The following is a 26,970-nucleotide window of genomic DNA, read 5'->3' on the forward strand; positions in this document are numbered from 1 at the left end:
AAAATCTCTGCAGGCCAAACGCCAAAAAAATGGCGCGGGGTGGAGCAGCCAGGTAGCTCGTCAGGCTCATAACCTGAAGGTCAGAGGTTCAAATCCTCTCCCCGCAACCAACAAAATAAGGCCTCAGAGCAATCATCCGCTCGGGGCCTTTTTGTTTGTGTCCGGCAAGTGTCCGAATCCGCAGCGGTTCTCATGCGATCCAATCCAAGCAAAACCCAACCCGGTACACCTTTTTTGTGGCCCTTGCATCATAACCTCGTGCCACTGTCCTAGATTTGGCCACAGGAAGTTTTGAGAAATTCAGGTGGTGCACTTTGGTTCAATCAGCGTTCATAAACACGTGACAATACAAGTCCCTGTGGCGATGGGCTCTGCCACAGGGGCTTCGCTGATCAGTTTCAATCGTGAACGCACTTACGTAGTGCGTCTGCTGCATCAGCGTAGAACAAGACCTGCACCTTGGTCGCTACATCGTCTGACAAATCAATCAGTGCACGGCGGCTAGAGACTGGCAGGAGGACCGCCTCGGCTCCCTTCTCCATTGCGAGCTCCACGAGATCAATGGGATTATGGACTGGCTCCAAAGAGCCACCCAGGGAGATTCCTCCAGAGATTACCAACCCACCCTTTATCGGCTTGCCGAGAAGTGCCGAGCAGAGCCCCATCAGTACTGGGATGCCGACATCCGAACCGTTCCTTGCCGCATCGAAGGCTCGCAACTGTATGGAGAACTCGTGCTCGCGTGGATTCCGCTCACCCACCAGTTCACGCGCATGGGCATATAGGTACTGCTCTGCGATTCGGACGCTTTCCTTGAACGGTCCTGGCGGTGATTGGTTCAGCATCCTGACTCCGCTGCCAGAGCTTTCGTTGACCTCTATACGGAAGAGGCCTGTCCCTTCATCTTGTCCACCTGGACTGATCGTCCAAACCTGGCCTGCAGGGAGCGGGTCAGCACCGATGCTATTTTCGCTCTGAAGCTCAGGAGTAGAGACAAATTTCTCTACTCCATCCAAGCCCATAACATAGCTGAATTGTGTATTTCGGAACTCCGCAGATCCTATGCGCTTCTGCTGCTCTTTCACACGGCGGCGCACCTCAAGAGCAAGCCGAACAGCCCACTCCAAGTCTTCATCAGGGATTGGTGAAGCCGGGTCAGGATAGAGCAGCTTAAGAAGACCAGACACGGTCTTGTTGACAGCATTTTGATCCCGACCGGACAACGCGCCGCCGAAGTGCACACGGCGTGAGAGCTTGTCCACTCGACTCTGCGCCCTCAGGCGCGAAAAACACTCTGCCAAGACATCACTGACCAGCCCAAAGTGGTCGGTAAAAAGTTCCTTGCTCACCTTGGGAACGTCCCAACCTGGTAGGTAGCAGTGAATGCGATCCATGAATGCCGTATCATTGCGCATCTCTGGAGGCATTGGACCAAACAGATGTCCGACTCTCTGCTGATGTTGAACGTCGACATCGAAGTTGCCGACCATGACGATACTGCCTTCGGCGCGGATGCTTTCTCGGCCTCGAGAGAACTCTCCCGACTCCATGTAGCCTTTCATGATGTTAACGCCGTCCTTCTGATCGAAGGAAATGCCAGAAACCTCGTCAAAGCAGACGACGTCGTACTGGCAAACAAGACCACGTTGGCCATTCGACATGTTTACGAACATGCGTGCGACAGTGGCTTTGCCGCCGGACACTAGATGCGCGTAGGGCGAAACCTGCTGATAGAGATGGCTCTTGCCAGTCCCACGCGGCCCCAGTTCAACCATGTTATAGTTGGCCTCAACGAAGGGAACCATTCGAAGGAACATCGCATCCCTAGCTCTCTCGTTAAGCTTGTCTGGCTCAAGTCCAACGCTTCTTAATAGACACGCTTTCCACTCTTCGGTTGAGAGTGACGCTCGTCCGGATGCAATTTTATCCAGTATGTCTCGGGTCGAGAGTTGAATTTCCCGAAGGCTAAGTATCTCAAAGGGTCGCCCCCCTTTCTCTTGAGCAATGCTGGCATCGTAGCCAAGCTCGACTTCGGCATAGAAGCCACCAGTCAGCATACGTTCGTGATCTTGAACGACCTTGTCGGCGACTCTGACATCGTTCAGTCGAAGACTAGGGAGAGACACCAGATAGCTGTCAGTCTTCGCGTCCAACCTAGCAGTAATGATGTCAATAATCCGGACTGAGCCACGATCTCTGGCGCGAGCTTTGAAGAGTTCCTCCTCGCCGGCTCGAACGGTTCTATCAGACAGTTGCGCTTGCACCATCTGAATGCCTTCTTCGATCTCGGTCGGGTCAGTGCTCGCGCAGTAGCGGCCCAGCATGAATTCGACCACGTACGTTGGGATAGGAAACTGCCCACGAAATCGCCTGACGAGGTCCTTTCGCACAATGTGGGCTGGGAAGGCTTCGGCCGCCTTGCGGTCCAGTGTATCCATCGTCACCACCCTATTCCCCTCCAACTGTCGTAACGCGTTGGCTTACGACATGTCCGTTGGCATCAAGGATTACCAAGCAGGCCGTTTCACCCTCGTGTTCGTCACTTACGAGAAACGAGGTCCGCCCGTTGTCATCCAAGACGCGGCCACCCTTGATCAAGCTCGGGCCACTTGTGTCAGACCCGAGTCTAAGGTCAGCTTCCAGGTCGGCACCGCCTGCTACCTCTAGCCTCAGACGGAAGCCCTCCCATTGCGCCTTCGAAATTGAGACCTCACTGCGTACTTTGTTTCCGGTGACCAAGATGACCGGCAAGACGCATTCCTGCGGACTAATCCCGCCATGTGCATATTCGCATCCGGCGTAGAAGACCCGAGCCCCGGTGGCGGCTGCGATTGAGATGTCCGAATTCCAGGTCCAAGGGACCTGCATGTACGATGTAGTCGCCTTTGGTTTGACTAGCGCACAACGCGTCCTTTTTCCGCTTGGTTCTACAAGACCAGGGTCTAGAGCGGCGTGCGGTAAGTTCCCCGGCATCAAGAGCCAACCATGATCCGTAACGATTCGGACATCTCGTCCTGATCTGACCAGGCTGGAAACCACGTCCGCAACGTCCCTCACACTCTGTGCCAATCGCTCGGCCAACCTCGCCCCAAGCGCATGCCCTTCCTCATCGAACCGACCAGTCTCCGTCCAAAGCCTTTGGTCAAGTAGAAGTGCTGTGTCCGTCTCCCAACCATTTGCATTCAAGAGCTTGAACAAGTTCGGTTTGTTTGCCGGTTTGTCGTCTGGCGTGATTGGCAAAACGTCGTTTGTGGTGGCCGGACCTTTGAGTACCTCAGCCACCGGTGTTACGAGCGGCTTGCAGGTTGCTGTGACTGTCGGGAAGCCTGACCAGATCCAATCTAGCTCCGGCTTTAGCCCGTCTTTTCGGAGTACTTGGACAAGCTGTTGGGCAACGTCCATTCGGAGACCATCGACGAATAGGACAGTTGTCACATGAGGGTCTATTGGCTCCGGCTGCGAGAACTTCACCTTTCCATTGCGCACAAGTTCCTGGAGGGCCTCTGCGCCTTCGTCGAGCCAGGGCAGATATATGGCCCGGAGAGCGGCAGCGACAGCCATGCGATCCAGCTCTCTTGGGGCGCTCGCAATTGCGGACATCGCCGAACAATCCGCGTTCCATCCGGTAGTCGCATATGCCTCTGCAAGTGCTCTGCTATCATGTGCGGGCAAAGAGGCCGCTTTCGCCAAAGCTGCGAGATGTTCTAAGGCATTTGCTAATGGTGCCTCTCCACGACGCGCCCAGACCGTACTGCGTCGCCAGGCGTGTTCTTCCTCAAGACCCTGTACCTTTGTGCGGGCCTCATCAAACGAGAGTTCGGATAGGCTTTGGAGCGCGTCTCTAAGTTCCTTCTCTCCCTTCGCGTTAAGCTTTGGGTAGACCTCTCGGTTGCCGGAATGGTCAAAAAGCGAGGCGGGTTCTTCGAAGCCCAAATAGTCGACCACTTGAGCATACCCCGTCGACCCTTCGAAACGCGCCCAAACTTGCGCCCATTTGCCCTCGCGTTTTGCCAAGCGCTTCACTGCATCCTGTTTGGAGAGCTTGGAAGGATCGAACTTCAGCTCTTTCTTCGCAATACTGGCAAAAGCATTGAACCGTGCTGCGTCGACCTCATCCGACAATGAACCATCAATCCAATCCAGCATGTCGGCGGCCAGGTCGGGGGCGAGGAGCGCATTCAACTGATCTGCATCCCAGCGCTTTCCGCGAAGTTCATCGACCGACCTGGTGCAGAGGCGAACAGCTGCATGTGACAGTGCCGCTCGCGTCGCGGAGTCATCCGGTATTTCGAGTTTCAATGGCCCGCGTTCCGCGGACAGGAACCCCCGAAGCGTCCAGTCCTTGCCGTTCACATGACCAAAGTACGAACCCGCGACGGTGTACCAAACCAGTGGTTGGAGGAGTTGTGGACAGTCTTCTGCGCCTTTGAGGGTCTCGCGCGCGACCCCCGGTATGTAGATGATCGGTGTTGTGCCCTCTGGCCAACCGACACCTTCGACCGCACCCACGGTGGCTGCACGAATCCACACTGCTGGCCCGGTGCGCGCCTCGGGTTCAAACTCACCAAACGTCAAAAGCTCAGGAAGACGTTCCCGCAAAGCGGGGATTAGAGGCAAGAAATCCTTGCCCGCATCGCACCAAACAACCGCAACTGGCGCCGCCTCTGCCGAGGCGTTGTAGCTCGCTGCTTCTTGAAGTGCGGCGACAAGGGCGTCCAGCGGAGTTGTCACCTAGACCCCTCCACGCGCCGTGCTGTGGCTTCTCTCGCAGCCCGCTTCTCCGCAAGCGTAGTGTGATGATCGTTCCGACGTTCACCCTTAAAAACATCATACCAGGGCGCGGATGAAATATCTTTTCCTCGGTCCTTGTCCTTAAGGATTTTGTCGAGCTTGTGTGTAAGAACACCCGCCAAAATGAAGGGACGGATGTTTTGCCGGACACCATCGTCAAGATCGGGGTCCCAACCAAGCGGTTGTTGGGCAAGGGACTTCCAACGGACGAAGATATCGTAGGGCTTTTCACCTTCCAGGATCGCTTCCAGCTTTTGCTGCAGTTCACGACCCTTCTCAAATCGCAGTGTGTTCCCCTCCGCCTTGGCGCGGGCTAGCCAGTCGCCAAGTAGGGTGTATGTGAGCTTGCGCAGGTTGGCTTGATCGAAGCGATGGTAGTGAACGAAGACCGAGAAACCGTCTTTCAGACCATCCGAGATGTGCCAAATGAAAGGCCGTTGAGCAAACAGCGCACAATGTTGACGGAAGGCACGGTCGCGGACCCAGGCCTCAAGTGAGCCATCGCGGGCCGCCTTCTTGTCCAAAGTCTCATCTGCTTCTGCTACCAGACGGCGTTCAAGCTCATCGGACCACTCGGTTCCAAAGGCGTCTGCAAGGTAGGCTCTCAGTCGATCAGCAAGTGGCTTTTCTCCAGCCACTGCGGGCACCCCAAGCAGGCCGTCGTTGTCTCCTTGAGGAAGTAGGGATGCACGAGCGATCCAGTCGCGCGCCTCTTCGGAAATTTCCAAATTTGTGTCGACTTCGGCTGGCCAATCATATCCACAAATCCGACCTAGAGCGACGTGCAGTGCACTCCCTTTAACCGCGCGAGCTGGATGGGCATGAAAGAGCCACTGTGTGGGGTCATCTGTTTGCGGTTTGGGAAGTCCTTCTGGAAACACCTTGTTAGCTTCAGCGCGCCAGTATTTGGCGTCAAAGGGAACACTGGTAAACGTGGAATTCGTGAACTTCATTGCATTGGCAATAGAGAGCAACGACTTTGAAAAGTCCTTGCTGCGACAAAAAGCAAGAATTGCTGGAAGGTCCTTGGGATCCTTTGGAATGATGGCGGAACTGCTTTGGTCGTATAGCGTACCCGTGTAGAAAGATGTGGGCCATGGCTGGGTTTGACGAACCAAAACCCCCTGTTTTCCCCAGGCTTCTCGTCCTTTCACCAGAGCTTGATCACTTTTTGCTAAGGGTCCAGCTCCGCTTCCCCACGGAACCACGCACCGTAGTCCGGAAAAGTCTGCAGTTTCATCAGGCGTTGCGTGAAATGGTTCCCATTTTCCATCAAAGCCTTTCACTTCCCAGAAATACAACACCCATCTCGGGGTATCGCCGTTCTGAAAGCCGACGTAGACATTTGCAAAACGAGAGAGGCTAGGGAGGCTAGCTATCTCTACTACTGCAATCCTATTCTGGTCGTTCTTGAAAATCGATGATTGGGGTATTGAGGATAAATCCCCACCCGTCAGGATATCTGCCTTGGCAACGGCATCTTTTCCGTCATTGCAATCTATGCCGGAATATCGAGTATCGGTTGAATATGGCGAAATAGATGCTGCAAAAAGACACGTGTTGACCACTTCTCCACTTATAGTTTCGAAAGCTCTGGGACCAAGCGCTGCCAACAAATCCAATTTCGTCTGCACAGCAGTCTCACGTCGGAATTCTTGATAACTACCCAAGAATAGCCAGTTTTGTGGTGTTACCGCCCCAATAGTCCCATTAGCAGACGCGAGATTACGCATTCTGGCGAGCATCGCTGTTGCAAGATCTGCGCGAGCTGAATTGAATCTTCGTTCAATATAACTTGCAAGTTCAGAGCTCTGTTTGCCGCGTCCCAGGTATGGAACATTTGTCGTCTGAAGAGTGTACTTGCGATGCAAAAGAGATGCCGCGTCGGCCATTCCCCGTGCTGCCACAACACCTTCCACATGTTCTGGTTCGGCGCTGCGTGCCTTCTCCAGAAGCGGATCAAGAAGACGCTCGATTTCTCTGAGTTTTTCGGACTCAAAGAGATCGCCGCCGGTCGGTTCAAGCAGTGTTCCGAGTACTGGAGCCTTCGCAAAAAGCTCATGAAGTGCGGTCAGGGCGTACTCCAACTCTGCATCGCCCTCGGCAAGCGCGATGAACTCTCTCTTTGGCAGCGGTGGCGGAGCGCCCACCCAAGCGATATGCGGTGCCGGGAGGGGTTGCCAACCACCGATCCGCCACGCAGAAAGCGCGACGGCAAATGCGGCTATCTGCACGCAGCGTCCGTCTATCTCCAATCCATGAAGGTTTTCCTGCAGAACTGCTGAAACCGCGTCGGAGGGTGATAGACTTTCTTCGGTTTGGCGCAGCGCCACCATAATTGCGAGCGCCTCAGTCAGAAAATGCCCCGACCCACAGCACGGGTCGAGTAAAGTGATTTCCTTGGCTTCTCTGGGCCAACCGGGGAATGTACCTGCTGCCGGTCTCCATGGTCCGTCCTCGCCGTCACGAACGAACCGCAGCATGTCAAAGGCGTAATCCGGCAAAGCGCAGGCAGCTCGGAGCTCATTTTCGTCCGCAGCGGTTTCGGCCAATGTCGCGTTGCTGGCTAAGACCTTTGCTGCCCACCACGCACCCAAGGTATTGTGCAGCAGGAAACGCACCATGTAGGGCTCAGTGAACAACTGGGTTACCGCAGGCAGTTCGTCAGCGCCAATCTTCACGCCCGAGGCGTTGACTGCATCCTTCTCTGCCGCCCGCCAGAATTGGTATGTCCAGCCGAGACTATCCTCAGCTTCGAATACTTCGGCATCCAGTCCGTTCACCAACTTCTGGAGCTTCTGCGTGTGAACCGGATCGATTTCCAGAGCGAGAACTGGATCATCGACCCTGAAGACCGCAGGTAGCATCTGCGCCGCGTATCTCTCGGCTATCGTCCAAGGGTCCGTCAGTCCTTCAGCCTGGGCTAGTTCCCGGCAGTCTTCCAAGGTCACGGGGACATCGTACTCGGGGTTTCGTAACAGGCCACGTTCCGCCAGAAACCGTGCGAAAAGCATCCGATGCCAATGGGCATAGGCGGTGGCTTCGATCAGATGCTTGGTCTCTTGGGTGTCGTTGGTGCGGTCGAAGGCATCACCAAGAGCACGCGCATGTGCACGCAGACGACGCCGAAGCTCCTTCTCCTCTTCGGAAAGGTAGGACGGGGCCTTGCCTTCGGCGACACCCAAGCGCCGAATTGCATCTCGTGCGCCTTCCTCCGCAACTATGCGGGCGTCCTTGATGACCCGCTCCAGCGTGCGTCGAAGAGTGGATGGCAGATAACGTTCACTCATGCGTCAAACCTTCGGAATCACTGGGCCGTTCTGCAGACCTTCAGCAACCTTTTCGCGGACCTTCTGGAGCCACTCATCCAAGTCAGCTTCGGACTTCACCAAAGCGCCGGGCAGCAGAACAGTGTGGGCTTTGGGTTCAAGTTCAGCAGCTGCAGAGGCCAACGCATCGTCGATACGGGTTGGCAGCGCCTTCACCATGCTTTCCCATTCGGAAAGCCCTCTAGCGCTCAAAGCTTCCGAAATGGCCTGCGGCGTATCGACAGCCGGTTTTGTCGCTTGGAGCAGGCCGTTTTCTTCTCGGATAGCTCGCTTCTGTTCCGGAGATAGCTTGTTCCACGTTGGATCGTTCGCGAGCCGCTCCTCGCCGCTTTTCCAGGCCTTCTCCCAAGCCTGATAGATACCGTTGAGGCTAGCTCGCAGTGTATCCGATGCGGCGGAAATCAAGGGTGGAACCGGATCAGGATCGGCCAATAGGCGGCGACCCGTGCGAATACTCTCAAGGTCGCTTTCCTGATCTTTAGCACCCATGCCAACAAGGCGTTCTGCGAGACGCCAATTAGGAATTCTCTCCGAAATAACCTGCTTGGCCTTCTTCCAGTCCTTCAGCTTTTCGCGCAGATCGGTGGCGTCTGTTGCCAGGGCAGCTAGAAGGTCGTTACCCGAAAGGCTTTTGTATGAGGCAAGGTTTGGAACGGTGTCCGCTTCTGGGGCTGGTGCATCGCTCCCAGACTCCGTGGCGGCCGTTTGAAGCCGGTCAAGAAGTGCTGAGAGTGCAAGCTGCTCCTGGTTATTCTCATATGGGATGCCTGTGTCGTTTAGCAGGCCTCGTACAGCCATCCGCTGGTGGATCGTGATCACGGTCGTCTCAGACCGGAACGTGCAAGTGCCGATTTTTTGGCGCGGGATGTCTGGTAAGGATGCAGGCTTGCCATCATCGCCGGTCACGCGAAGCAGGCCAGCGTTTGCCAAGACAATCAGGGCGCCGTCCACAGCATCTTGAGACCAACCGTATGGCGCACCAGTGAACTTCGTTCGAAGGTCGGAACCCTTTCGACCTGGCCCTAGATCAGCGATGATTGCTTTGCAGACCGGGTGGCTTTCAGGGGCACCAGAATGATCCACTGCCTTCATAGCGTCCGGGTCTTTTCGGACCGCCCTATCGCGCACTTTGCCCCATCCGGCATGATCGCCGTCCGGAAACTGTGGATAGAGACGCGCAAGGGCATTGGTCGCTGCTGCCTTGACCGCATCGACAGGGGCTCCGGTCACAACCTTCCCGCCAGCTTGAATGACCCGCGCTTGCGCCACAGCCTCAGCAATGATTTCTATTGCTGCATTCTGAGCTTTGTTCGAACGCGACTGCATGGCCGACTGGGCTTCGCGGCCAGCATCGGTTTGAGGGACGCCGCGTAGTTGGAGGACTTGTTCTGCTGCCTTCCATGTTGTGAGCGCGTTCGTGAGTTCGCTGTCGCGTGACGGATGCCGCGAAATCAGCAGGTGAACCGTCGGGTCAGAAGTTGGGGCCGCTGCGATTTCCTTTTCGATCTGTGTGAGGTCTTCGCTCCATCCATTGTGGAGTCTCAGCGCGATCCCATCGCTCGGCTCCTTGTCACCAGGTTGCAGGCGGTGGATTCGTCGCGTCTCCTTGCTGGCGCCATGCGGGACGCTCGCAGCGCCTGCCAAGGCCGTATCAATCGCGTTGGTGAGAAGATCGCGCCGGGTTCGGCTCAAGGAGGATTGGTCAGCTAGAAGTGTCTTCTCCTCCGTTCTGTAAGCAGCCTCCCAGTCAGCGCTTTCTTTTGTCTGCAGACGCCATTCGCCTTCAACTTCGATAACCGCACCATCGGCTTGCAGTTCTTGAAGCAATTCAGGCACCTTTCGGCGCAACTCGTCTTCGCCAGCCAGATTGACGATCAATAGATCAGCTATTGTCTCAGGCTTCGAGCGCACTCCGTGTCTGTCCGCCTCAGGCGCAATGCGACCCAGCATGTAGACCAACATCAGAATCCGGGCTTTAAGGCGCTCGTCTTCGCTGCCACCCTTGAGTGCTTCGATCCGGTTTCGTGTTTCGCCTGGCAAGAGACCCGCGTTGTAAGCCTCCGTGGCGAACCGGCCGTAAAGGAAGTCGACAGGAACTGCATGACCCAGGGGCTTGTCCCCATAGGTCTTGGCTGCGTCTAGCGTCGTTCTGAGTTGACCGCGCAGCGTTCCGCCGAGACCAGTCCTGTCCAATTCCCGAAGAATGCGCTCCCAAACGCGACGCCGAGCAGGAAGGAGAGGCCAATCAAGGATAGCATCGGGATCGTCCTGCACAGTGTGAGCCAGACGGCTGCCATTGAGTTGGCGGCTGATCTCACCGGCATTGGCATCGAGCATGTGCTTGATGTCCTTTTCGGCACCGCTCTTCTTGCGCAGCACGGTTTTCCGAATGACCGCATCAACATCGGCCTCACCAAGTGCGATTTGAATTGGAAACCGGTCGAGCAACTTCTGAAGGTTTGGAACGTCGCTTAGGGCCTGCTGCCCTGTAGCAACAAGTAAAAGGCGCCCATCAAATCGGCCTGCGAGGCGCTCGGCGATTGTCTGTATTTTGAGCGTCAGGCTCGGGTCCTGGCGAATGAACTGCTGAACTTCGTCCAGAACCACCAGGGTCAAGGGAAGCTCCTTGCGGCCAAGCATCAAAGCTTGCCTTGCAACAGTCTCCAAGAGGTCGACGGTGACCGGCGGCGGCTCTGGAAACTGCGTCTTTAGAAGCTCGCGCAATTCTTTTGGAGACGAGGCGAGCTCCGGCTTGGCCTTAAGAACAGCGTCAGCAAAGCGAGGCGAGAGGATAAAGTTGCGAATATCGCTTTGGAACTTCACTCCAAGTTCGGCGCGAACAGTCTCAAGGATTTCGAGATTGTCGAGCCAGAGGGCAACTTGCGCAGCACGTAGATCGCTAGGGAGTCCAACCGCTCTCAGGATGATCCCTAGCGTTGCTTCAGCTGGGTCAGAGGGGCCTGTACCAAGCGTGTCTCCTGCTGCGACCACTCCACCAGCCCTTTGAGCCGCGATCCTGAGCTCTTTTAGAGGCGCCGCTACCTCGGGCGGAATGTGTGGAATCAGACCTTCAGCCGTAGCTCCGTCGTCGAACTCCAAGTTGGTCCAGAGCGCAGCGAGCATGCTGGCCATGTGCGATTTACCAGACCCGTAGAAGCCGGATATCCATACGGCCGGTGCGCCGCTCCCCTTGCCAATGGAGCCAAGGAAACCTTCTAGAATGCGGGCAAGGCCATCGGCATAGGCACCGTCGCAAACGAACGTCGACAGCTCACCACGTAGAGTATCCATAGCCTCTGGGGCCGGTGGAACGGAGATCTTAGCTACACCTTGGTTTGCGAGTTGGTACTGGGCGGGATCGGTATGAAACGTGTCTTTGTTCAGCATTCTGATATCTCAAACGGAGGGGTCTGCGGGAATCGGGACAGCGTGGTAGTTCCAGCCATCACGCGCATCTAGAAGTCGGTACACACCGGCTGAGTGCTTGCCGGGGAACCCTACTAGCAAGCGCCCCGGCACCGCGCTTGCGACACGGCTAATCAGAGTTGAAACGCGTGCGACGCCAAAGAGGGCGCCACATCCATCAACAGCGAGCACATCATTCGCCGAGCATTCGGTCAAAGCCGTCCTGATCTCTTCTACAAGGGCATCTTCGACGTCGGGAAGGAGACCACGAATTTCATTTGGTTGCTCAACCAGGCCTTCAAACAGCTCATGCTTCGCGATCCAGGTTCCGAACCATGGAGCCAAGTCCAAGAGCTTCCAGCCGTGTCCGGCCTTTTGCGTCGCGTGTTCGAATTCCCCAATCCGTCCGGAGAAGCGGCGTTGCATGGACTTGTCGAACCAAACGATCCAAACCCGACCGGCGGGCGGCGTGTCTGTAGCCCACGGTAGGTTCACCTGTTTTGTGTAGGCGGCAAGGATTTCGTCAAACGTGTTCAAGCTCTGACACTCCCAGAGTTGAAGACAGTGGCTGACGAACCGAGATTTCTGTCACGTCTCCGGCAGACCGGACTCGGGCTAGACCTAGGCTTTCGGCTCGTCGCATTTGATCCAAGGCTTGTTCTGGCGAAAGGTCGAGGACTTTCATCCAGACTGAACCGAGGATTGCAGGTCCACCATAGCCAGCTGCAGTAGCGCAAAGGGCTGCAAGCGTCGTTGCGTGCGGTGTCGCGCTAACACGCTGGCGGGTCTTCTTAGCGCGGCCGCTGAGGTGGCCGCTGTGCGTCCATGTCGAAGCGCAGTTCTGCGCCATGGAACGGACCATCTTGTAGCTGAAGCGATCAGGATGAGCGGAAGACAGCGCGTCCTCGAAGTTGGGTCTTTCCAATGTTTGACCAACCGGCGTTCCAAGAACAACTTTTGCTGTGTCTCGCAACAAGGGGTCTCGGGCCAAAGCGACCAGAAGCGTGAGTAGGGCGTGCCCCTCGCGATCTTGGGGCCACAAACCCACCATTACCTTCGTTATGGGGGGCTGGTCGTTGAAGCCGTAGAGGGAGCATAGATGGCGATAGGTTAGACGCCGCGTATTCGCGGTCGACTTTCCCATAATGTTGTCATCAATTGCCGCGATCTTGAGGCTATCTGCGCTTGTGATGCCAGACGAAAGCAGGCTTTCGACTTCGGGGAGCATCATTGTCTTGGATTGGTGAGCACCGCCGCCAGACGTGCGAAATCCAAAACTAGAGAGCTGTTGTTCCGTCTTATTTTCGTTGAACCAGGCGCCGAGTCCGTCTTCCATACTGCTCTCTTTTCAATTGCGTTATTCGCCACGTTTTGTTGGCTCTACGTTTGGATGGCCGACTTGATATTCGTCGACGAACTGACGGATTGCTTTCCGGATCACCCAAGAAATCGAGGCGTCATTTTCGGCTGCTATTTCAGCCAAAATATTATGATCGCGCTCTTCCAAGCTTACGGACAGCCTGGTTGCTTTCAGGGGTCGGTCGGCCATTGAATCTCCCGTCGTTGCTTAACACTAGGCATGAGTGCATCAATGTTCAACAGAGTGGTGCATTTGATCGGCTTTCTTGATAGGAGGCACTGTCCACGGAGCTGGCACGCCATTCAGTTGTCACGCCTGCGTCACCTCAGGTCGTTGCTTTCCGTGCAGGCAATGTCTGGGTCTAGCAGCGCCAGTGGTCGTATGCGGGGCTTGCTGGACGGCGCACTACCAAGACGCTCGATCAGTTGGGGGATGGTAGCACTAGGACGTGCGCACACTATGCCGAGCGCTATCGTGCAACCACCGTCGCCAGCTCCGCGACCGCCTCTATTCTCCGTAAAGCTCCTTCGCCCAATGAATCAGAGTTTCCGCAGTTTTAGGTTCTTCCCATGGCCAGCAATTTATCAGGCTGCCGTCGAGAGACTGCTTTGCCCACTGCGGCCATTGGTCCGCCGACAGTCTTGACAGTCCATCTTGAATACCTTTCGCAATTTCCGCCCTGACTTCAGAACCTTCCACCACCCTCTTGCAGGTCCGGCCGACCCACCACTCTATCCTCGAGTAGTGGCGATCGGGTAGGAAATTCAGGCCTTGGCGGGTTGGCATCACTGTAAATCCATTTACCCTGACAGCCAAAAACTCGGACGGTAAACTTTGATCGTTCCCACTGTTTATCGTGGCCTGCCCGGATACCATAGCTTTGGCTTGGTCATCTGATATTCGAGAGTACCCACTGATGCCAAAATATGGGCAAACCTGCAGTGTAAAATCTTTAGCTTCACCACACATCGGAGCGTCCAAAAGTAGCCCAAAGGGAACAAGCGCAGAGTCCGAAGTGGTTACGAACCATACATCCGTCGGATCGAGCGCTGTACCTGTGACCGCACATCTTTTTGTGCAAAAGAGATCGATTTGCTTGTGAAGATCGATTACAGCGAAGATAGATTTCCCATTGCCCGGGTGCACAGCGACATTTGCTGGTATGGGTAATCCACGTGGGTCGCGAGGCATCGTCGATATTTTTGGAAATTGATGATCGAGGCGTTCACAGGCTTTTTTAGTTTCGCGAGATATGTCTGCTCTGTTCACGTTGGCGGGACTTTCTATTCTATATGGTTCAGTTTGCTCGTCGCGGCGGTTGCTGAGGTCACTCTATCAGGCGAACCGTCGTAACGCGATAGACCGATTAATCCGCCCGTCTTTACAGCTATCACTCTGTCTCATTCTCCGCCGAGTGATCGGAAAGCGCTTGGAGTTTGGCCGATTGAGCCTTCGACTTGTTCTATTCTGGGACCGGCTGTGCTCGACTCATGCGGCGGTGCTATCTAACGGATCGCTCCGCACCGGTGCCTTCCCGAAGCTGTAAAGCGGTTAGATGGCTCGGCCCCGCACGCCTCGGCTGTCTCGAATGGTACACATCAAGGTCATGGATACGCTCAACTTGGATCAAAGTCGGCGTTTCACCCCTCAGGACCCTCTCCCGGTCCTGTGTGAACTGACGTTCAAAAACGTCGATCCGGCTTTGAATGCTGCCACTTCCTTCGGCTAACAGCGGACAGGTCTCCCAAAAGAAATCCATGCATTGATCATCAAACTGATAGGTCATCCCGAGTTTGCTTGCGGCCCAAGACCGTAGCGCACCGTACTGGTAGTAGAGAGGGCGGCCCTGGGTCGGACGCAGATACATGGGTGGGAAAGGCTTTGGACCCTGATTTCGAGCCCGCCAGTTTTCTCAATCATCGGGTGTGATGGCTTCTTCAATCGTTTTTGCCGCTGCACCGGGTTTGATTTGACCAGTTATGAGGTGACCCAACACGCTCCCAGCTCCGAACCCTACAGGACCGCCGATTAGCGCACCAAGCGCACCACAACCAAGTATCAGTCCAGTTGGTACAGCCGCATTCGCTACGTTCTCAGCAGCAAGCGTTGTGCGTAAGCTATTTTCGATTGCTGATTTGAAGCGTGTTGTCCAAGACTGTAAGTCCTCGCTCTCTCTCAACACTTCAGGAGCGGCCTCCGACATTTTTTGGGCTTCAAGGCTCAGCCTCTGAAGCTCGTCTATTGCTTCTATTGCTGCAAGCCGGTCATCAGTAGAAAGCTTGTTATCTCCTCGAATATCTTCTCGTGCTTCCTCAGTCAGCCGTAGCATCAACTTAGAGACATAGAGGATCGGAACTCGGTTTTGTTTGACTCTTTCAACTACTCCGAGGGTATCGGAGTTCCCCGCCTCGTTCACGTCCGCAGGTGACAGATTGCTGATGAAACTCTTATAATCCCTCGCAAATGGGATTAGAACAGACCGAGTTATCTTACGAATGCCGCTGATGATTTTGTTGCCGTCATAGTACCATTTGTCTGCGAAATCTTGCAGCCATCTTGGGTCACGACCAGCCATTTCGATTATATGTAGAGTTAGGCCCAGCTCAAGTTCTCTCTCGAGTGGCCAGTTCAACTGAGAGCTGCCCACCATGGAGCCGCCGTTGTTTGAGTTTTTGATGAAGTCTTCGAAATCGGCCTTTTCTTTCAGCCTTTTATTGATCACCTGTAATTCTGGACAATTTAGCGCGGCGGCAATCTTCCTTACTGGGCGCTCGTAGGTGTTATGATCCGCTTGTTGCAGGTCCAATATCGCATTGTTCAGGTCTTCGAATGCGGATGATATTGTCATTCAGTCGTCGCTCTCTATGCGAGCCGCAGCTGCTTTCTCTAGAACGCTGTTGCGAGCTTGCTCTTTGAGCTGCGAGGCAAGGCTTTGTATCCAGTCATTGCGCCCGTAGGATTTAGTTGTTTTGTCAATAGCGTCACTCATCTCCTGAATGGCAGCTTCTATACTCGCAGGACTCTTGGGGTCAAAACTAACTGTTGCTAATTCACCGTCAATTTCTTCAGCAAACTTTGCCAGTTGATCGGTCTTTTTCTTGATTGCGTCAAAGCCTTTGATTTTCATGTTTTCCTTTCCGCGCAAATCGGGAGCGACTCACTCTTCTTTGTGCAAAAGGGTTCGGTCGAACGCCGCCAGGGGAATGGCCCATACAAGAACCGCTGCTAAAACCCACCACTCAAAGTGCTTTGCAGTAAGAATGGTAACGGAAAAAAATCCAGCGTTCCAGAGCCAGAAGGCAGTAGCCTTGGCTAGCCCAGCTTTTCTTACGGTTGACCTGAAGGCTGAACAAAGCAGGGTCAGGAAACCCACTGCGATCACCAGCACAACAAGCTGAGCTAAGGGGTTGTCTGACGAGACAAAGAAATGGGGGTCCGATGGGTCCATGTGCTTGATCTGAGTTTGTCATTTTGTTGTAAGCACGAGCAAACATGCAACTCTTGCTTGTGAAACGTTACAGCGCTGGAGACAAAAGTGATAAATTCCAACCTGCCAACGGACAATCTCTACAAATTCATGGCGATTGCTGGATTGGTCCTCTTCATTTTCGGAGCCTACACCTGCATCTCAAACATCCGGCAAATAGAAGCTGCAATTTGGAAGCATGAGGTGTCTGCGCAGATGATGGAAAGAGAGCAAGAATGGATGCTCAGCCAGATGGCTGAAATAAAAGAAGATGTCTATGCGGCAGAAAGCGGCGACAGTGCTGAGCGGGATGGTCAAATTGCCGCGTTGGAGGAGATAAAAGAACGCCTCGAAGAACAATATGGGACACTTAGCGACCGCCATGAAAGCCTTTTGAACTTGGAGAACGAAAACAAATGGTCCTTTGTGATCCAATTTGGCGGGCTAGTGTGCGCAACGATTGGGGCATGGTTAGCGTGGTTTGGATTCAGGCTATGGTACTTGAGGGTGCAAGTGTTTCAGGATGCGGCACTAAGGAAAGCTGCTGAAGCCAACGAATAAGCGCTGTTTGCCGCGTCGCTAGAAAACAAATCAGTAGACAAACATAAGATCAAAGCCCCCACTTGGCCAAAGCCGCTTCAGCTGCCGACGGGTCTTTCCTGATACGAAGAACGGTCTGCCGAGTTAGCGAGGTTGCCTTGGCGATTTCTGACGCCCCTGCACCTTTTGAAAGCATGTCCACAACTACTGTGAGCGTTTCCCTGTCGTAGCTGGGTTTCTTGCCCCGGTACTTGGTCTCGTCCTGCCGTGCAGCCTCTATGCCCGCCTTCTGGGCCTCCTTTGCGGCTTCAGCCTGAGCTTGAGCTGTGGCTGCCATAAAGGCTATCAGTGCGTCTCTAACGGCTTCCTGCATGGGGTCTGTTGTTGCCCCGTTGAAGGTGAGGTTATTGATCACCGTCCGCACGACGATACCCTGTCTCATGAAGTGTCTTATCGTGTCTGTCACGTCTTGGTAGTTTCTGCCCAAACGATCCACCCAGCGAACTACCAGCGTATCTCCGTGGCGCAGCTTGTCGTACAGCCGCTTGCCCTCAGGTCTTTCTTGCAGCGTAGTGCTGACACCCGAAACCCCGTGGTCGGATAGGCATCGCGTGTCTCATCGTGTACCACCTCTATGTACCAGTTGAGGCGGCGCAAGACCCTGCACAGAAATAACTATTGCAAGATCAATGAGTTGGGATGGTGGGTGATGAGAGACTCGAACTCCCGACATCTTCGGTGTAAACGAAGCGCTCTACCAACTGAGCTAATCACCCGTGACGCGGGATGTAGCCAAGCCTGCGCTCCGGCGCAAGGGGGGACAGCCGAAAATCTCGGCCGATCCATTGGGTCAGGGCTTCATGTCCTGCATCGCCGCCAGAAACTGTGTCACCTCATGCTCGGAGTTGTAGTGGCACAGCGAAACCCGGATGCAGTCCGGCAGGCCCAGCGGACGCAGGACGTTGCCGCTGTAGTGGTCGTCCTTGCGCGTGTGGGTGCGGATGCCTTGCGCGTTCAGTCGCGAGACCGCCTCGGCCGACGGGATGTCGCGCACCACGATCGACACCAGCCCTTCGCGTGCCGGGTTCTCGGCGCCGGCCAGGATCGTGACATGGTCCATGTCCCGCAGACCGGGCAGGTTGCCGGTACCGTTGATCATCACGTTGGTCAGATGCGTTTCATAGCTGTGGATCGCGCGCCCGGCGGCCTCGATCCGGGCGCGCCGGTCGGTGGCATCTGATACCTGCCCGCCCAGCCAGTCGAAATAGTCGACCACGTCGGACATTGTCGCATAGGCGCCTGTGTCGCGGGTGCCGAATTCCCAGCCCGCCTTGGGGGCGTCGATCAGCTGGTCATGGGGCAGGGTGGTCAGCCGGTCCGAAATCCAGGCGACGCCATAACCGTGCCGCGAAAACACCTTGTAGGGGGAAATCGCATAGCCATCGACGCCATAGCCGTCGATGTCCAACTGCCCGTGCGCGGCGTGCTGGATGCCGTCCACGATGATGAAACAGTCTGGCGAGACCGACCGGATCGCGCGGGCGATGGCGGCCACGTCCATTCCCATGCCGGTCACCGGAGAGGCATGTAGGATCGTGGCTACGGCCACATCCGGCGACATGCGCGCGGTATAGTCGGCCGCCGTGACCAGGCCGGTCGCATCGTCATGGGGCACATTCACATAATCGAGCCCGGCGATTCCGGCCCAGCGGCGCGCGGCGCTGCGGCTGGCCGGGTGTTCGATGCTGCTGCCGATCACCTTTGCCCCCTTGGGCGCGTTCACGCAGGCCGTACGGATCATGCGGAACAAAAGCTCGGTGCCGCTTTCGCCCACGAAGAATTGTCCCGAGGAGGCGTTCATGAACACCGCCAGATCGGCCTTGGCACGGTTGATGATGTCGACCAGGGCGTGGCTGGCCACGTTGTCCCGCCCCTGATTGTCCGGGATGGCCGCAAACCGGGCCGAGGTGTCGACCACCGATTTCAGCGTCAGTGCCCCCCCCGCGTTTTCGAAGAATATGCGTGGACCTTGAAACGGACAACTTTCCACATGGGCAAAGCGCGCTCGGATGGCGTCGAGCAATCCCGGTGTTTCGTGCAGCATGGCGGGTGTCCTGTCCTGTCGAATATGCCTGCCCCGCATCTATGGACGTCGGTGCGCCCGGGTCAATCGTTTCCGCGCCCTGTGGCGGTGGTGTCCGGCTTGCCGTGCCCACCGGCGACCGGCGGGCGGGCCTCTGTGGCTTTACTCGAAGGGCCCGCGCCTTATCATGAACGGCAGCGAGTTTCAGCTGACAGGTTTTCCGATGGCGCGTTTCCTTGTGTTCTTTCTGCTTTGCACGTCTCTTCTGGCGCCGCTCGTGGCGCAGGCGCGGGGCTTTGGCCTCAGCGTTCGCCCCACCTACCGCACCGAGATCCGCCCTGTCGGCGATGGTATCTACGAGGTAAAGGCGATCGGCTCGTCCGCAGCGGTCAATTACTGGTGCGGCATCGGAGACTATGCCATCCGCCAACTCGGCGTGCCGCGCGCGCAGCGGATCTATGTCTGGAAAGCCTACGAGAAAGGGGCCAGAACGGTCCAGTTTTCGCTGAAGCCGCCGCCGGGCGCGGACACCACGCCGGGATATTCGATCACCGTCAACCGGGTGGGCGAGAACATGTCGGCCTCGTCCGCGCAGAACTACTGCTATGACAACTTCATGGATTTCGGGTTCTGAACCTCAGACCCATTTCGCCAGCGGCGGCAAGCTCATCAGCACGGCGTCGGGGTCATGCCCGGTTTCCAGGCCGAATTTCGTGCCCCGGTCATAGACCAGGTTGTATTCGGCATACAGCCCGCGATGTACCAGCTGCACATCCTTGTCGGCCTCGGTAAAGGGCTGCACGCGCCGCTTTTCCACCAGAGGCAGAAATGCCGGCAGGAAGGCCCGGCCGATGTCCTGGGTCAGCGCGAAATCCGCTTGCCAGTCGCCGGTGCAGTAGTCATCCATGAAGATCCCGCCGACGCCCCGTGCGCGCTTGCGGTGCGGGATGTAGAAATACTCGTCGGCCCACTCCTTGAGGCGCGGATAGTGCCCCGGTCCGTGCGGGTCCAGATGCGCCTTCTGCGTGGCGTGGAAATGCGCCGTGTCCTCAGGGTATTCGATGCAGGGGTTCAGGTCGGATCCGCCGCCGAACCACCAGGCATGAGGCGTCCAGAACATGCGGGTGTTCATGTGAACGGCCGGGACATGCGGGTTTTGCATATGCGCCACAAGGCTGATACCCGAGGCCCAGAACCGTGGGTCGTCGGCCATGCCAGGGATGCCCTTGCGCGCGGCCATCGCCTGTTGTGCCCGCTCGCCCAGTGTGCCGTAGACCGTCGAGACGTTGACGCCGACCTTCTCGAACACGCGGCCGCCGCGCATGACCGACATCAGCCCGCCGCCCGCGTCGGACCCATCTTCGGACTGGCGCCGGGTTTCCTTGACCTCGAAACGGCCGGGTTCGGCATCGCTGAAGGGGCCGGTGTCGTGGCTGTCCTCCAGCGCCTCGAAGGCGGTGACGATCTGATCGCGCAGGCTGCGGAACCAGGCAGAGGCGGTGGCTTTTTCGGTATCGAACATTGGGCTCAGTGGGCTGGGGCGGCGACCGGGTCCAGCAGGGTGCGGCCTCCGTCGATTGTCAGGATCTGGCCGGTCATGAAGCCGGAAGCCTCGGACGCCAGGTATTGCGCCGTGTCGGTCAGTTCGGTCGGGGCGGCGATGCGGGCCAGCGGTGTGTGCTTTTCGATGTCCTTGCGAAAGTCGCGGTTGTCTTTCAGGGTCGTCTGCAACGAGGCGCTCATGACCGAGCCGAGCGCGATCGCGTTCACGCGGATGCGGTGCGGCGCCAGGGTCACGGCCAGCGACCGGGTCAGCTGATCCAGCGCCGCGCTGGCCACGGAATAGGCCAGCAGGTCGGGATGCGTACGGCGCCCGGCGATCGAGGACAGGTTGATGATCGAGCCGATCTGGGTGTCTTCGCTGCCGTCGGCCTGTTTGATCATCCGGTTGGCGACCATCTGGCTCAGCCGCAGGGTCGGCATCAGGTTCTGGTTCAGCAGGGCGCGCACCGAGTCGTCCTCGGGGTCCAGTGGGTCCGAGGGGATCACCTGCCGCGCGCCATTGACCAGGATATCCACCTGATCGAACGCGTCTAGCGTGGCGGACAGCAGGTTGGCTACGGTCAGTTTTTCACGCAGGTCTCCGGCAAAATACCTGATGTTGCCGTCGTCGACCTGTTCGCCCAATTCGTCGGCCAGGCCTTTTTCGTCGATGTCGGCGAACATCACGTTGGCGCCCGCGTCGGCGAAATGGCGGCCGATCGCCAGCCCGATGCCGTTTGCGCCTCCGGTCACGATGGCGGTCTTGCCAGCTATGGAAAATGACATGCGGTTCCTCCAGAATCTCGGCGCAGGTTAGACGGCTTCACCGCCGAGGGCGAGAGGCATGGAATACCTTGAAGCGGTTGTCTCCAGCCAGTTCCTCGACCCGCGCGAAGGTCTCGGACAGGGTGGTTTCGTAGGGCAGATGGCGGTTGGCCACCATCCACAGGCTGCCCGAGCGCGTCAGGTTGCGCGCTGCCGACGCGATGAAGCCCTGACCCAACGACGGGTCAGCGCTGCGCGCGGTGTGGAACGGCGGGTTCATGACTACGGTGTCCAACGGCTCGGGCGCGGTCCAGGTCACCGCATCGGCCCAATGGAACAGGGCGCGCGGATCACTCACGTTGGCCCGGGCGCAGCTCAGTGCGGTGTGGTCGGCCTCGACCAGATGCAGGGTGGTCACCGAGTCGCGTTCGAGAACCCCTGCGGACAGGTACCCCCAGCCCGCACCCAGATCGGCCACTTTAGCCCCCAGCTTGGCCGGCAGGGACTTGCGCAGAAGGGCCGAGGCGGGGTCGATCCCGTCGGCCGAGAACACGCCCGGAGCGGTCCGGTATCCGTCGGCTCTCTGTTCCTGCGGCGTGGCCCAGTCGGCAAAGGTGTCGGCACTGGCCCGGAGCCAGAAGATCTTGCCATGTGCCTTGGAAATCGGTCCCTCGACCGCCACGCGTTTGCGGATGTCTTTCAGCAGGCTGTCGATTCCGTCGGTCTTGGCGCCGTCCACTACGATCGGACCACCGGTGCGCTGGCTGGCCTGATGGATCATCGCCCGCGCAAGCGCCTTGGCGCGCGGCAGAAACAGGATGACGCTGCCGCAGGGCGCATCGGCCCGGGGCGTGGCGTCGAATCCCTGCGCCTGAAAATGGTCGTAAAACGGTTTGAACGGTTGGACGACCTGCGTGCCGCCTGGCAGCATCGAAAGGTCATGCTCCGGTGTCGGGCCGATCACCGAAACCGGCTCGGGCAGCGTCAGGCCCTGTTGCAGGGCAAGGTGAAGACGAGTGGACATGGGCTGTGGGACCGAGGCACGCGGCCCTACTCCTCTCTCTCCATGGTGCATTGCAGAGGGTGTTGGTGACGGCGGGCGAAATCCATCACCTGCCCCACCTTGGTTTCGGCGATCTCATGGCTGAATACGCCCACCACGGCCACGCCCTTCTTGTGAACGGTCAGCATGATCTCGAACGCCTGCGCGTGCGACATGCCGAAGAACCGCTCGAGTACATGCACCACGAATTCCATGGGCGTGTAGTCGTCGTTCAGCAGCAGCACCTTGTACAGCGGTGGGCGCTTGGTCTTGGGCTTGGTCTGGACAAGGATGGACGTGTCGCCATCGTCCTCCGATTTGCCAGCCATCATCCAACGGGCAGTCAGCATTGTACCGAGATTTTCCGATTCACATTTCGGGTCGTTTCAGGGCTTATATAACGTCAGCGCGCCCAGAGGAAAGAGCAACCGGCGGAATCGGAATGCATGAAAACCTGACCCTCATCGCCTTCGATGCTGACGACACGCTCTGGCAAAACGAGCGGTTCTTTCGGTTGACCCAGGCCCGCTTTGCCGAGCTGCTGGCCGACCATGCCGATCATAACCACCTGATGGAGCGCCTTCTGGCGGCCGAAAGGCGCAACATCCGGCACTATGGCTACGGCATCAAGGGTTTCGTCTTGTCGATGATCGAGACCGCGCTGGACGTCACCGATGATCGGATTCCGGCCCGCGTCATCCGCGAGTTGATCGCGGCGGGGCAAGAGATGCTGGCCCATCCGATCGAGCTTCTGCCGCACGCCCGCACGGCGGTCGAGGCCGCGGCCGAAACGCATGCCATCGCGCTGATCACCAAGGGAGATCTGATCGACCAGGAGCGCAAGCTGGCTCAGTCGGGGCTGGGCGATCTGTTCGACGAGGTCGAGATTGTGTCTGAGAAGGACCCCGAAACCTATCGCGCCATATTCCAGCGTCTCGGTCATGCGCCGGACCGGGTGATGATGGTGGGCAACTCGATCAGATCGGATGTCGTTGCCCCTATTCAGACTGGCGCCTGGGGTGTGCATGTTCCACATGGGCTGGTTTGGGACATCGAGCGGGCCGAGATCCCATCCGGCCACCCCCGGTTTCTTGAGATCGAGCATCTGGGCCACCTTCCGGCGCTGATCGACCGTTTCACGTGACCTGTGTCCGATAGGGCGCACCGGATGATTACTTGACCGCTCCCTGGCCTTTATTTTGCCGCTTTGGCCTCCGTGGTGGCCCGCGCGATCGGGTGCCCAAGATGTAGCGGTGAAACGTAGCCTGAGGGGCGACGGATTCGGACAGCTTTCGGTTTATTTCGTTGGGGGCCTGTGCTATCGTTAAGACAATCGACAAAAATGCCGACCGGAAAAATCCGGCGGCGCGAGGCAGACAGAGGCAAAGATCGTGCAGATTCGGCGGATGATTCCGGCCCGGGCGGGCTTGTTCCTCATTGCGGTGATTTGGATCGCTGCAGTAGCAGCGACTCAGGCGCTGGCCGCGCCTTACGCGGCGATGGTGATCGATGCGCGCACCGGAGAGGTTCTGCATTCGCGCAACGCCGATACCCGCCTCCACCCTGCGTCGCTGACCAAGATGATGACGCTGTATATCGCGTTCGAGGCCGTTCGGAACGGCGAGATCACCCTGGATACCCCCGTGACGATCACCAATCATGCGGCGGCCGAACCGCCGTCGAAACTTGGGCTCCGCGCCGGGCAGAAGATTGCGTTCCGCTATCTGATCCGGGCCGCGGCGGTGAAATCGGCCAATGATGCGGCCACCGCCATCGGTATCGCGCTCAGCGGGTCCGAAGCGGCCTTTGCGCGCCGCATGACCCGTACGGCCAAAGCCATGGGTATGACCCGCACCACCTTCAAGAATGCGCATGGTCTGACGGAGTCGGGCCACTTGTCCACCGCCCGTGACATGACCACGCTGGGCCGGCATCTCCTCTACGACTATCCCGAATACTACAACCTGTTCTCACGCCAATCGACCTATGCAGGCATCAAGACGGTTCCTAACACGAATCGCCGCCTGCTGGCCGCGTACAAGGGCGCTGACGGCATCAAGACAGGCTATACGCGCGCGGCCGGGTTCAACCTGGTGGCTTCGGCCAAGCGCGGAAACGAACGCATCATCGCCACGGTGTTCGGCGGCAAGTCCAGCGCCTGGCGCAACGCCAAGGTGGCCGAGTTGCTGGACCTTGGGTTCCGCCGCGCCCCGTCCCGCGCCCCGATCCGCAAACCGTCCCGTCCGGCCTATGCCGGGAATGCAGGTCTGGGCGGCACCCAGGTGGCGCGCGCGATCGGTGCGCCTCAACAAAGTTTGCGCCCGGTCATGCGTCCGGGGGCCGGGGTCGCGGTTCAAGTCGCGAGCGTAGTGGCCGAAACAGCCGCCAAGAACGCGCCCCGCATCCAGGACAGCATCGCCCAGGCAATCGTCGCCGCCCAGACCACGCCCACGGCCCCGCCGGTCGAAACCGCCGACACGCGCCCGGCCCTGCGGCCCGACAACCTGGTGCTGGCCTCGACCGAACCGGCCGAGGCCGAACCCGAGCAGGAAATCGTCACGCGGCTGTCCACCTCGGGCGGCCATCTGTGGGGCGTCAATGTGGGCCGCTTCGCAACGCGGTACGAGGCCGAAAAGGTGCTGCTGAAGACGGCGCTGTCGGAAATGACCACGCTAGAAGGCTCGTTGCGTAAAGTGAACCAAAGCTCCAAGGGCTTCGAGGCCACATTCCAGGGCATGACCCGCGAGCAGGCCGATCTGGCCTGTCGCCGCCTCAAGGCGCGCAACGTCACCTGTTTCATGATCGGGCCATCATAAGGTTCGGCATTCTCTCCTGAAGGCATCGGCTGCGGAATTCCGCAGACTTTTTTAAATCGAAGACGTTTCCGTCCCGGTACTGTTCGTCCTGACCCGCGGCGGCGTTCAGGGCGGCGACGTTGTCCTTGGTGAAAAAGCCCTCATAGTGGTGGCACCGCTGGAAATACTCGGTGATCAGCAGCGTATGTTTCGAGTGTTTCAAGAAGATCGGCTTGAGGTTCGGGTCGTCTTTGAATTCCCCCACGACATGGGCGAGAAACGGAACGCCTTTTTCCTTCAAGGTGTTGACCACGAAATATACGTTCTTTTCGCCGGCGGCATGGTCGCCGTCGCGTATCTCGACCACCATGTGGTGCAGACGCCGGCCGAAATTGCGCACGACATCCTCGGTGGGTATCGGCAGCTTGGCAAACGAGTTCACGAAGGACGGGGTGTTGTTCGCGGTAAAGACGTTGACTGGGGATTTCTTGTCGTCGTCCACGCCGGGGTGTCGGTTGACATTGGTCGACGAATTCATCTCGGCGATGTTGTAGGCGCCCCAGAGATACTAGGGCACCATGGTCAGAAACTCGAGGATCGGATCCTCGCGTTCGCCGGCCAGCACCCGCGTGGCCAGATGGTCCAGGCCCAGCATCAGCGGTGCGATCCCGCTGTCCGCGCCTAACTCGGCGGCCCTTGTCAAGTGGTCCTGCTCGACCGCGATCAGGATCAGCCGGTCGCCCAGGCCCAGACTGTCGGGGTCGTTGAAGTCCAGCGCCGAATAGCCGGCCCGGTTGCAGGTGAAATCCGATGGGGTGGTGAACAGCATCCAGTCCAATGTGTAGAAGGGGTTTTCCGTGTCGCCGACATAGTCGAACCGGATGTTCTAATCCTCGAGGGTGTTGCGCAGATCGTTCAGGTCGCGCGCAGAAAAGGCTTCGCCGGCATAGCGGGTCTGCGGTGTCGCCCGTGCCAGCGGGTACATGCGATTGAGGCGCGAGATATAGTCCTCGAGGCCGGCGCTGAGCGGGGCCATCAGGGCCAGCGCCGGAAAGACCGGATGCGCGTGAAGAACGGAAAACCGATGCGTCGGCCCCAGATAGTTTGCGGTATGGCGATACGGGGTCATCACATAGAGTTCGACCAAAGTGTCAAAGATCGCCTCGGGTTCCACCTCGAGGATGATGGCCGCCATCTGGCCGACTTGCTCTGTGACTCCCGAGGCTTGTCGGTGCTGATAGATTTTCGGCAGGTATTCGTGGAAGAAGTCCGAGTTCCTCTTGTCCCCTCGCGGTTGGTAGGTCATCAGATCGAGAGACATGGACCCCTCCTTGCGCGGATGGGCGGTGCGATGAACTCCGCTCGAACTTTCACGGATTGTGCTAGGCGGTGGTTGGTCCTTGGGCAACTTCTGTGGGCTATTCAAGCGCCGCAGCCGCCATCGCGCATGGCGGGGGCTCCGAATCCAGCGCCGAGGCGTGGTGGAAGGGGCAGATGCCGCGCGATGCGAGTCGCTCTTCGTTGTGGCGTAGGGTGCGATGTGTACAATATATTGTGGGGCGCGAATCCTCCGGCCTGAGGGCCGCAGCCGAGCGCGCGGTGCCGCACTTCATTGATGTAGGTATGTCTGCCGCGGCTAGGCAGTCAATCGTTTGATAATAAAAGATAAAATGTCGATTTGCAAAAAAATGCATCGAGATGCGATTTTCCCCTTGCGGCTTTGGTTGGATAATCTTAGAACCCCCTTCACCGGCGCTGGTGAGGCGGTGGTGACGGGCTGGAGAGGCGGCCTGACGGACTGGAAAGACGGTTGTGACGCTCAGGAGAGACTGGGGCATCTTGAGGATTTGTT

At 57.7% G+C, this 26,970-nt stretch carries 24 protein-coding genes, 2 tRNA genes and 1 pseudogene; 6 read left to right on the forward strand and 21 right to left on the reverse strand.

All coding sequences use genetic code 11. From position 1 onward, the window contains the following. The first annotated feature begins 33 nt into the window (after positions 1–33). Positions 34–110, forward strand: a tRNA-Met gene (locus AC2FM3_RS15295). A 288-nt stretch (positions 111–398) separates the two neighbouring features. Here AC2FM3_RS15295 and brxL read toward each other — a convergent pair. The 11 genes from brxL to AC2FM3_RS15350 form a co-directional block, all read right to left on the reverse strand. Continuing rightward, positions 399–2,438, reverse strand: a complete 2,040-nt coding sequence (gene brxL, locus AC2FM3_RS15300) for a protease Lon-related BREX system protein BrxL (RefSeq protein ID WP_496683428.1) — start codon at positions 2,436–2,438, stop codon at positions 399–401. Positions 2,439–2,448: 10 nt separating this feature from the next. Then, entirely contained in the window at positions 2,449–4,731 is a 2,283-nt protein-coding gene (pglZ, locus tag AC2FM3_RS15305; RefSeq protein ID WP_496683431.1) for a BREX-1 system phosphatase PglZ type B, read from the reverse strand. Continuing rightward, the gene (locus tag AC2FM3_RS15310; RefSeq protein ID WP_496683434.1) at positions 4,728–8,081 is read right to left on the reverse strand and encodes an Eco57I restriction-modification methylase domain-containing protein; all 3,354 of its coding nucleotides are present in this window, start codon (positions 8,079–8,081) and stop codon (positions 4,728–4,730) included. The genes pglZ and AC2FM3_RS15310 overlap by 4 nt, the downstream gene beginning before the upstream one ends. A 3-nt stretch (positions 8,082–8,084) precedes the next feature. Then, the gene (gene brxC / locus AC2FM3_RS15315; RefSeq protein WP_496683437.1) at positions 8,085–11,507 is read right to left on the reverse strand and encodes a BREX system P-loop protein BrxC; all 3,423 of its coding nucleotides are present in this window, start codon (positions 11,505–11,507) and stop codon (positions 8,085–8,087) included. Positions 11,508–11,516: 9 nt separating this feature from the next. Next, a complete protein-coding gene (locus tag AC2FM3_RS15320) occupies positions 11,517–12,062 on the reverse strand; it encodes a hypothetical protein (protein WP_496683439.1) in 546 nt (181 codons plus the stop codon). Further along, positions 12,049–12,861: a hypothetical protein gene (locus AC2FM3_RS15325; protein WP_227427261.1), complete on the reverse strand. Its 813-nt coding sequence runs from the start codon at positions 12,859–12,861 to the stop codon at positions 12,049–12,051. The genes AC2FM3_RS15320 and AC2FM3_RS15325 overlap by 14 nt, the downstream gene beginning before the upstream one ends. Before the next feature lie 21 nt (positions 12,862–12,882). Then, positions 12,883–13,074: a ribbon-helix-helix protein, CopG family gene (locus AC2FM3_RS15330; RefSeq protein ID WP_496683441.1), complete on the reverse strand. Its 192-nt coding sequence runs from the start codon at positions 13,072–13,074 to the stop codon at positions 12,883–12,885. Positions 13,075–13,392: 318 nt separating this feature from the next. Continuing rightward, complete coding sequence (locus tag AC2FM3_RS15335; RefSeq protein ID WP_496683443.1) at positions 13,393–14,154, reverse strand: hypothetical protein; 762 nt, start codon at positions 14,152–14,154, stop codon at positions 13,393–13,395. Positions 14,155–14,797: 643 nt separating this feature from the next. Beyond that, the gene (locus AC2FM3_RS15340) at positions 14,798–15,733 is read right to left on the reverse strand and encodes a hypothetical protein (protein WP_496683446.1); all 936 of its coding nucleotides are present in this window, start codon (positions 15,731–15,733) and stop codon (positions 14,798–14,800) included. Then, positions 15,734–16,012, reverse strand: a complete 279-nt coding sequence (locus tag AC2FM3_RS15345) for a YuaX family protein (protein ID WP_496683448.1) — start codon at positions 16,010–16,012, stop codon at positions 15,734–15,736. It abuts the gene before it with no gap. A gap of 30 nt (positions 16,013–16,042) precedes the next feature. Continuing rightward, positions 16,043–16,333: a hypothetical protein gene (locus AC2FM3_RS15350; RefSeq protein WP_496683450.1), complete on the reverse strand. Its 291-nt coding sequence runs from the start codon at positions 16,331–16,333 to the stop codon at positions 16,043–16,045. 87 nt (positions 16,334–16,420) lie between these two features. Between AC2FM3_RS15350 and AC2FM3_RS15355 the strand changes: the two genes are divergently transcribed. Further along, on the forward strand, positions 16,421–16,912 hold the full coding sequence (locus tag AC2FM3_RS15355; RefSeq protein ID WP_496683452.1) for a hypothetical protein: 492 nt from the start codon (positions 16,421–16,423) through the stop codon (positions 16,910–16,912). Positions 16,913–16,961: 49 nt separating this feature from the next. Here the strand turns inward: AC2FM3_RS15355 and AC2FM3_RS15360 are convergent. The 3 genes and pseudogenes from AC2FM3_RS15360 to AC2FM3_RS15370 form a co-directional block, all read right to left on the reverse strand. Further along, positions 16,962–17,495: pseudogene (locus tag AC2FM3_RS15360) on the reverse strand (recombinase family protein); the annotation flags it as partial. Positions 17,496–17,591: 96 nt separating this feature from the next. Further along, a tRNA-Val gene (locus AC2FM3_RS15365) sits at positions 17,592–17,667 on the reverse strand. A 74-nt stretch (positions 17,668–17,741) separates the two neighbouring features. After that, the gene (locus tag AC2FM3_RS15370; protein ID WP_496683454.1) at positions 17,742–18,995 is read right to left on the reverse strand and encodes an aminotransferase class V-fold PLP-dependent enzyme; all 1,254 of its coding nucleotides are present in this window, start codon (positions 18,993–18,995) and stop codon (positions 17,742–17,744) included. A gap of 202 nt (positions 18,996–19,197) precedes the next feature. On the opposite strand from AC2FM3_RS15370, the gene AC2FM3_RS15375 reads away from it, so the two are divergent. Next, a complete protein-coding gene (locus AC2FM3_RS15375; protein ID WP_496683456.1) occupies positions 19,198–19,608 on the forward strand; it encodes a hypothetical protein in 411 nt (136 codons plus the stop codon). Between the two features lie 3 nt (positions 19,609–19,611). On the opposite strand, the gene hemF is transcribed toward AC2FM3_RS15375, so the two are convergent. Genes hemF through clpS form a run of 4 tightly spaced genes read right to left on the reverse strand, consistent with a single transcriptional unit; the run spans position 19,612 to position 22,673 of the window. Continuing rightward, positions 19,612–20,496: an oxygen-dependent coproporphyrinogen oxidase gene (hemF, locus tag AC2FM3_RS15380; protein ID WP_496683458.1), complete on the reverse strand. Its 885-nt coding sequence runs from the start codon at positions 20,494–20,496 to the stop codon at positions 19,612–19,614. 5 nt (positions 20,497–20,501) lie between these two features. Beyond that, on the reverse strand, positions 20,502–21,302 hold the full coding sequence (locus AC2FM3_RS15385; RefSeq protein WP_496683460.1) for an SDR family NAD(P)-dependent oxidoreductase: 801 nt from the start codon (positions 21,300–21,302) through the stop codon (positions 20,502–20,504). A 37-nt stretch (positions 21,303–21,339) separates the two neighbouring features. Then, positions 21,340–22,305, reverse strand: a complete 966-nt coding sequence (locus AC2FM3_RS15390) for a class I SAM-dependent methyltransferase (protein WP_496683462.1) — start codon at positions 22,303–22,305, stop codon at positions 21,340–21,342. A 26-nt stretch (positions 22,306–22,331) separates the two neighbouring features. Continuing rightward, the gene (gene clpS / locus AC2FM3_RS15395; protein WP_496683464.1) at positions 22,332–22,673 is read right to left on the reverse strand and encodes an ATP-dependent Clp protease adapter ClpS; all 342 of its coding nucleotides are present in this window, start codon (positions 22,671–22,673) and stop codon (positions 22,332–22,334) included. Positions 22,674–22,765: 92 nt separating this feature from the next. Between clpS and AC2FM3_RS15400 the strand changes: the two genes are divergently transcribed. After that, positions 22,766–23,467 (forward strand): HAD family hydrolase, encoded by a 702-nt coding sequence (locus AC2FM3_RS15400; RefSeq protein WP_496683466.1) that lies wholly within the window; start codon positions 22,766–22,768, stop codon positions 23,465–23,467. Between the two features lie 262 nt (positions 23,468–23,729). Then, entirely contained in the window at positions 23,730–25,139 is a 1,410-nt protein-coding gene (locus AC2FM3_RS15405) for a D-alanyl-D-alanine carboxypeptidase family protein (protein ID WP_496683476.1), read from the forward strand. On the opposite strand, the gene AC2FM3_RS15410 is transcribed toward AC2FM3_RS15405, so the two are convergent. From AC2FM3_RS15410 to AC2FM3_RS15420, 3 genes are read right to left on the reverse strand one after another with little or no spacing between them, the layout of a single operon-like run. Beyond that, the gene (locus AC2FM3_RS15410; protein WP_496683468.1) at positions 25,120–25,656 is read right to left on the reverse strand and encodes a hypothetical protein; all 537 of its coding nucleotides are present in this window, start codon (positions 25,654–25,656) and stop codon (positions 25,120–25,122) included. The genes AC2FM3_RS15405 and AC2FM3_RS15410 overlap by 20 nt on opposite strands. 30 nt (positions 25,657–25,686) lie before the next feature. Next, entirely contained in the window at positions 25,687–25,947 is a 261-nt protein-coding gene (locus AC2FM3_RS15415) for a hypothetical protein (RefSeq protein ID WP_496683470.1), read from the reverse strand. Between the two features lie 57 nt (positions 25,948–26,004). Then, positions 26,005–26,439 carry a hypothetical protein gene (locus AC2FM3_RS15420; protein WP_496683472.1) on the reverse strand — a complete coding sequence of 145 codons (435 nt, stop codon included), beginning with the start codon at positions 26,437–26,439 and terminating at the stop codon, positions 26,005–26,007. Between the two features lie 349 nt (positions 26,440–26,788). Between AC2FM3_RS15420 and AC2FM3_RS15425 the strand changes: the two genes are divergently transcribed. Beyond that, positions 26,789–26,970, forward strand: a 182-nt coding sequence (locus AC2FM3_RS15425) for a hypothetical protein (protein ID WP_496683474.1), incomplete at its 3' end; no start/stop codon positions are given.

The sequence above is a fragment of the Ruegeria sp. BHSB172 genome, assembly GCF_059613165.1.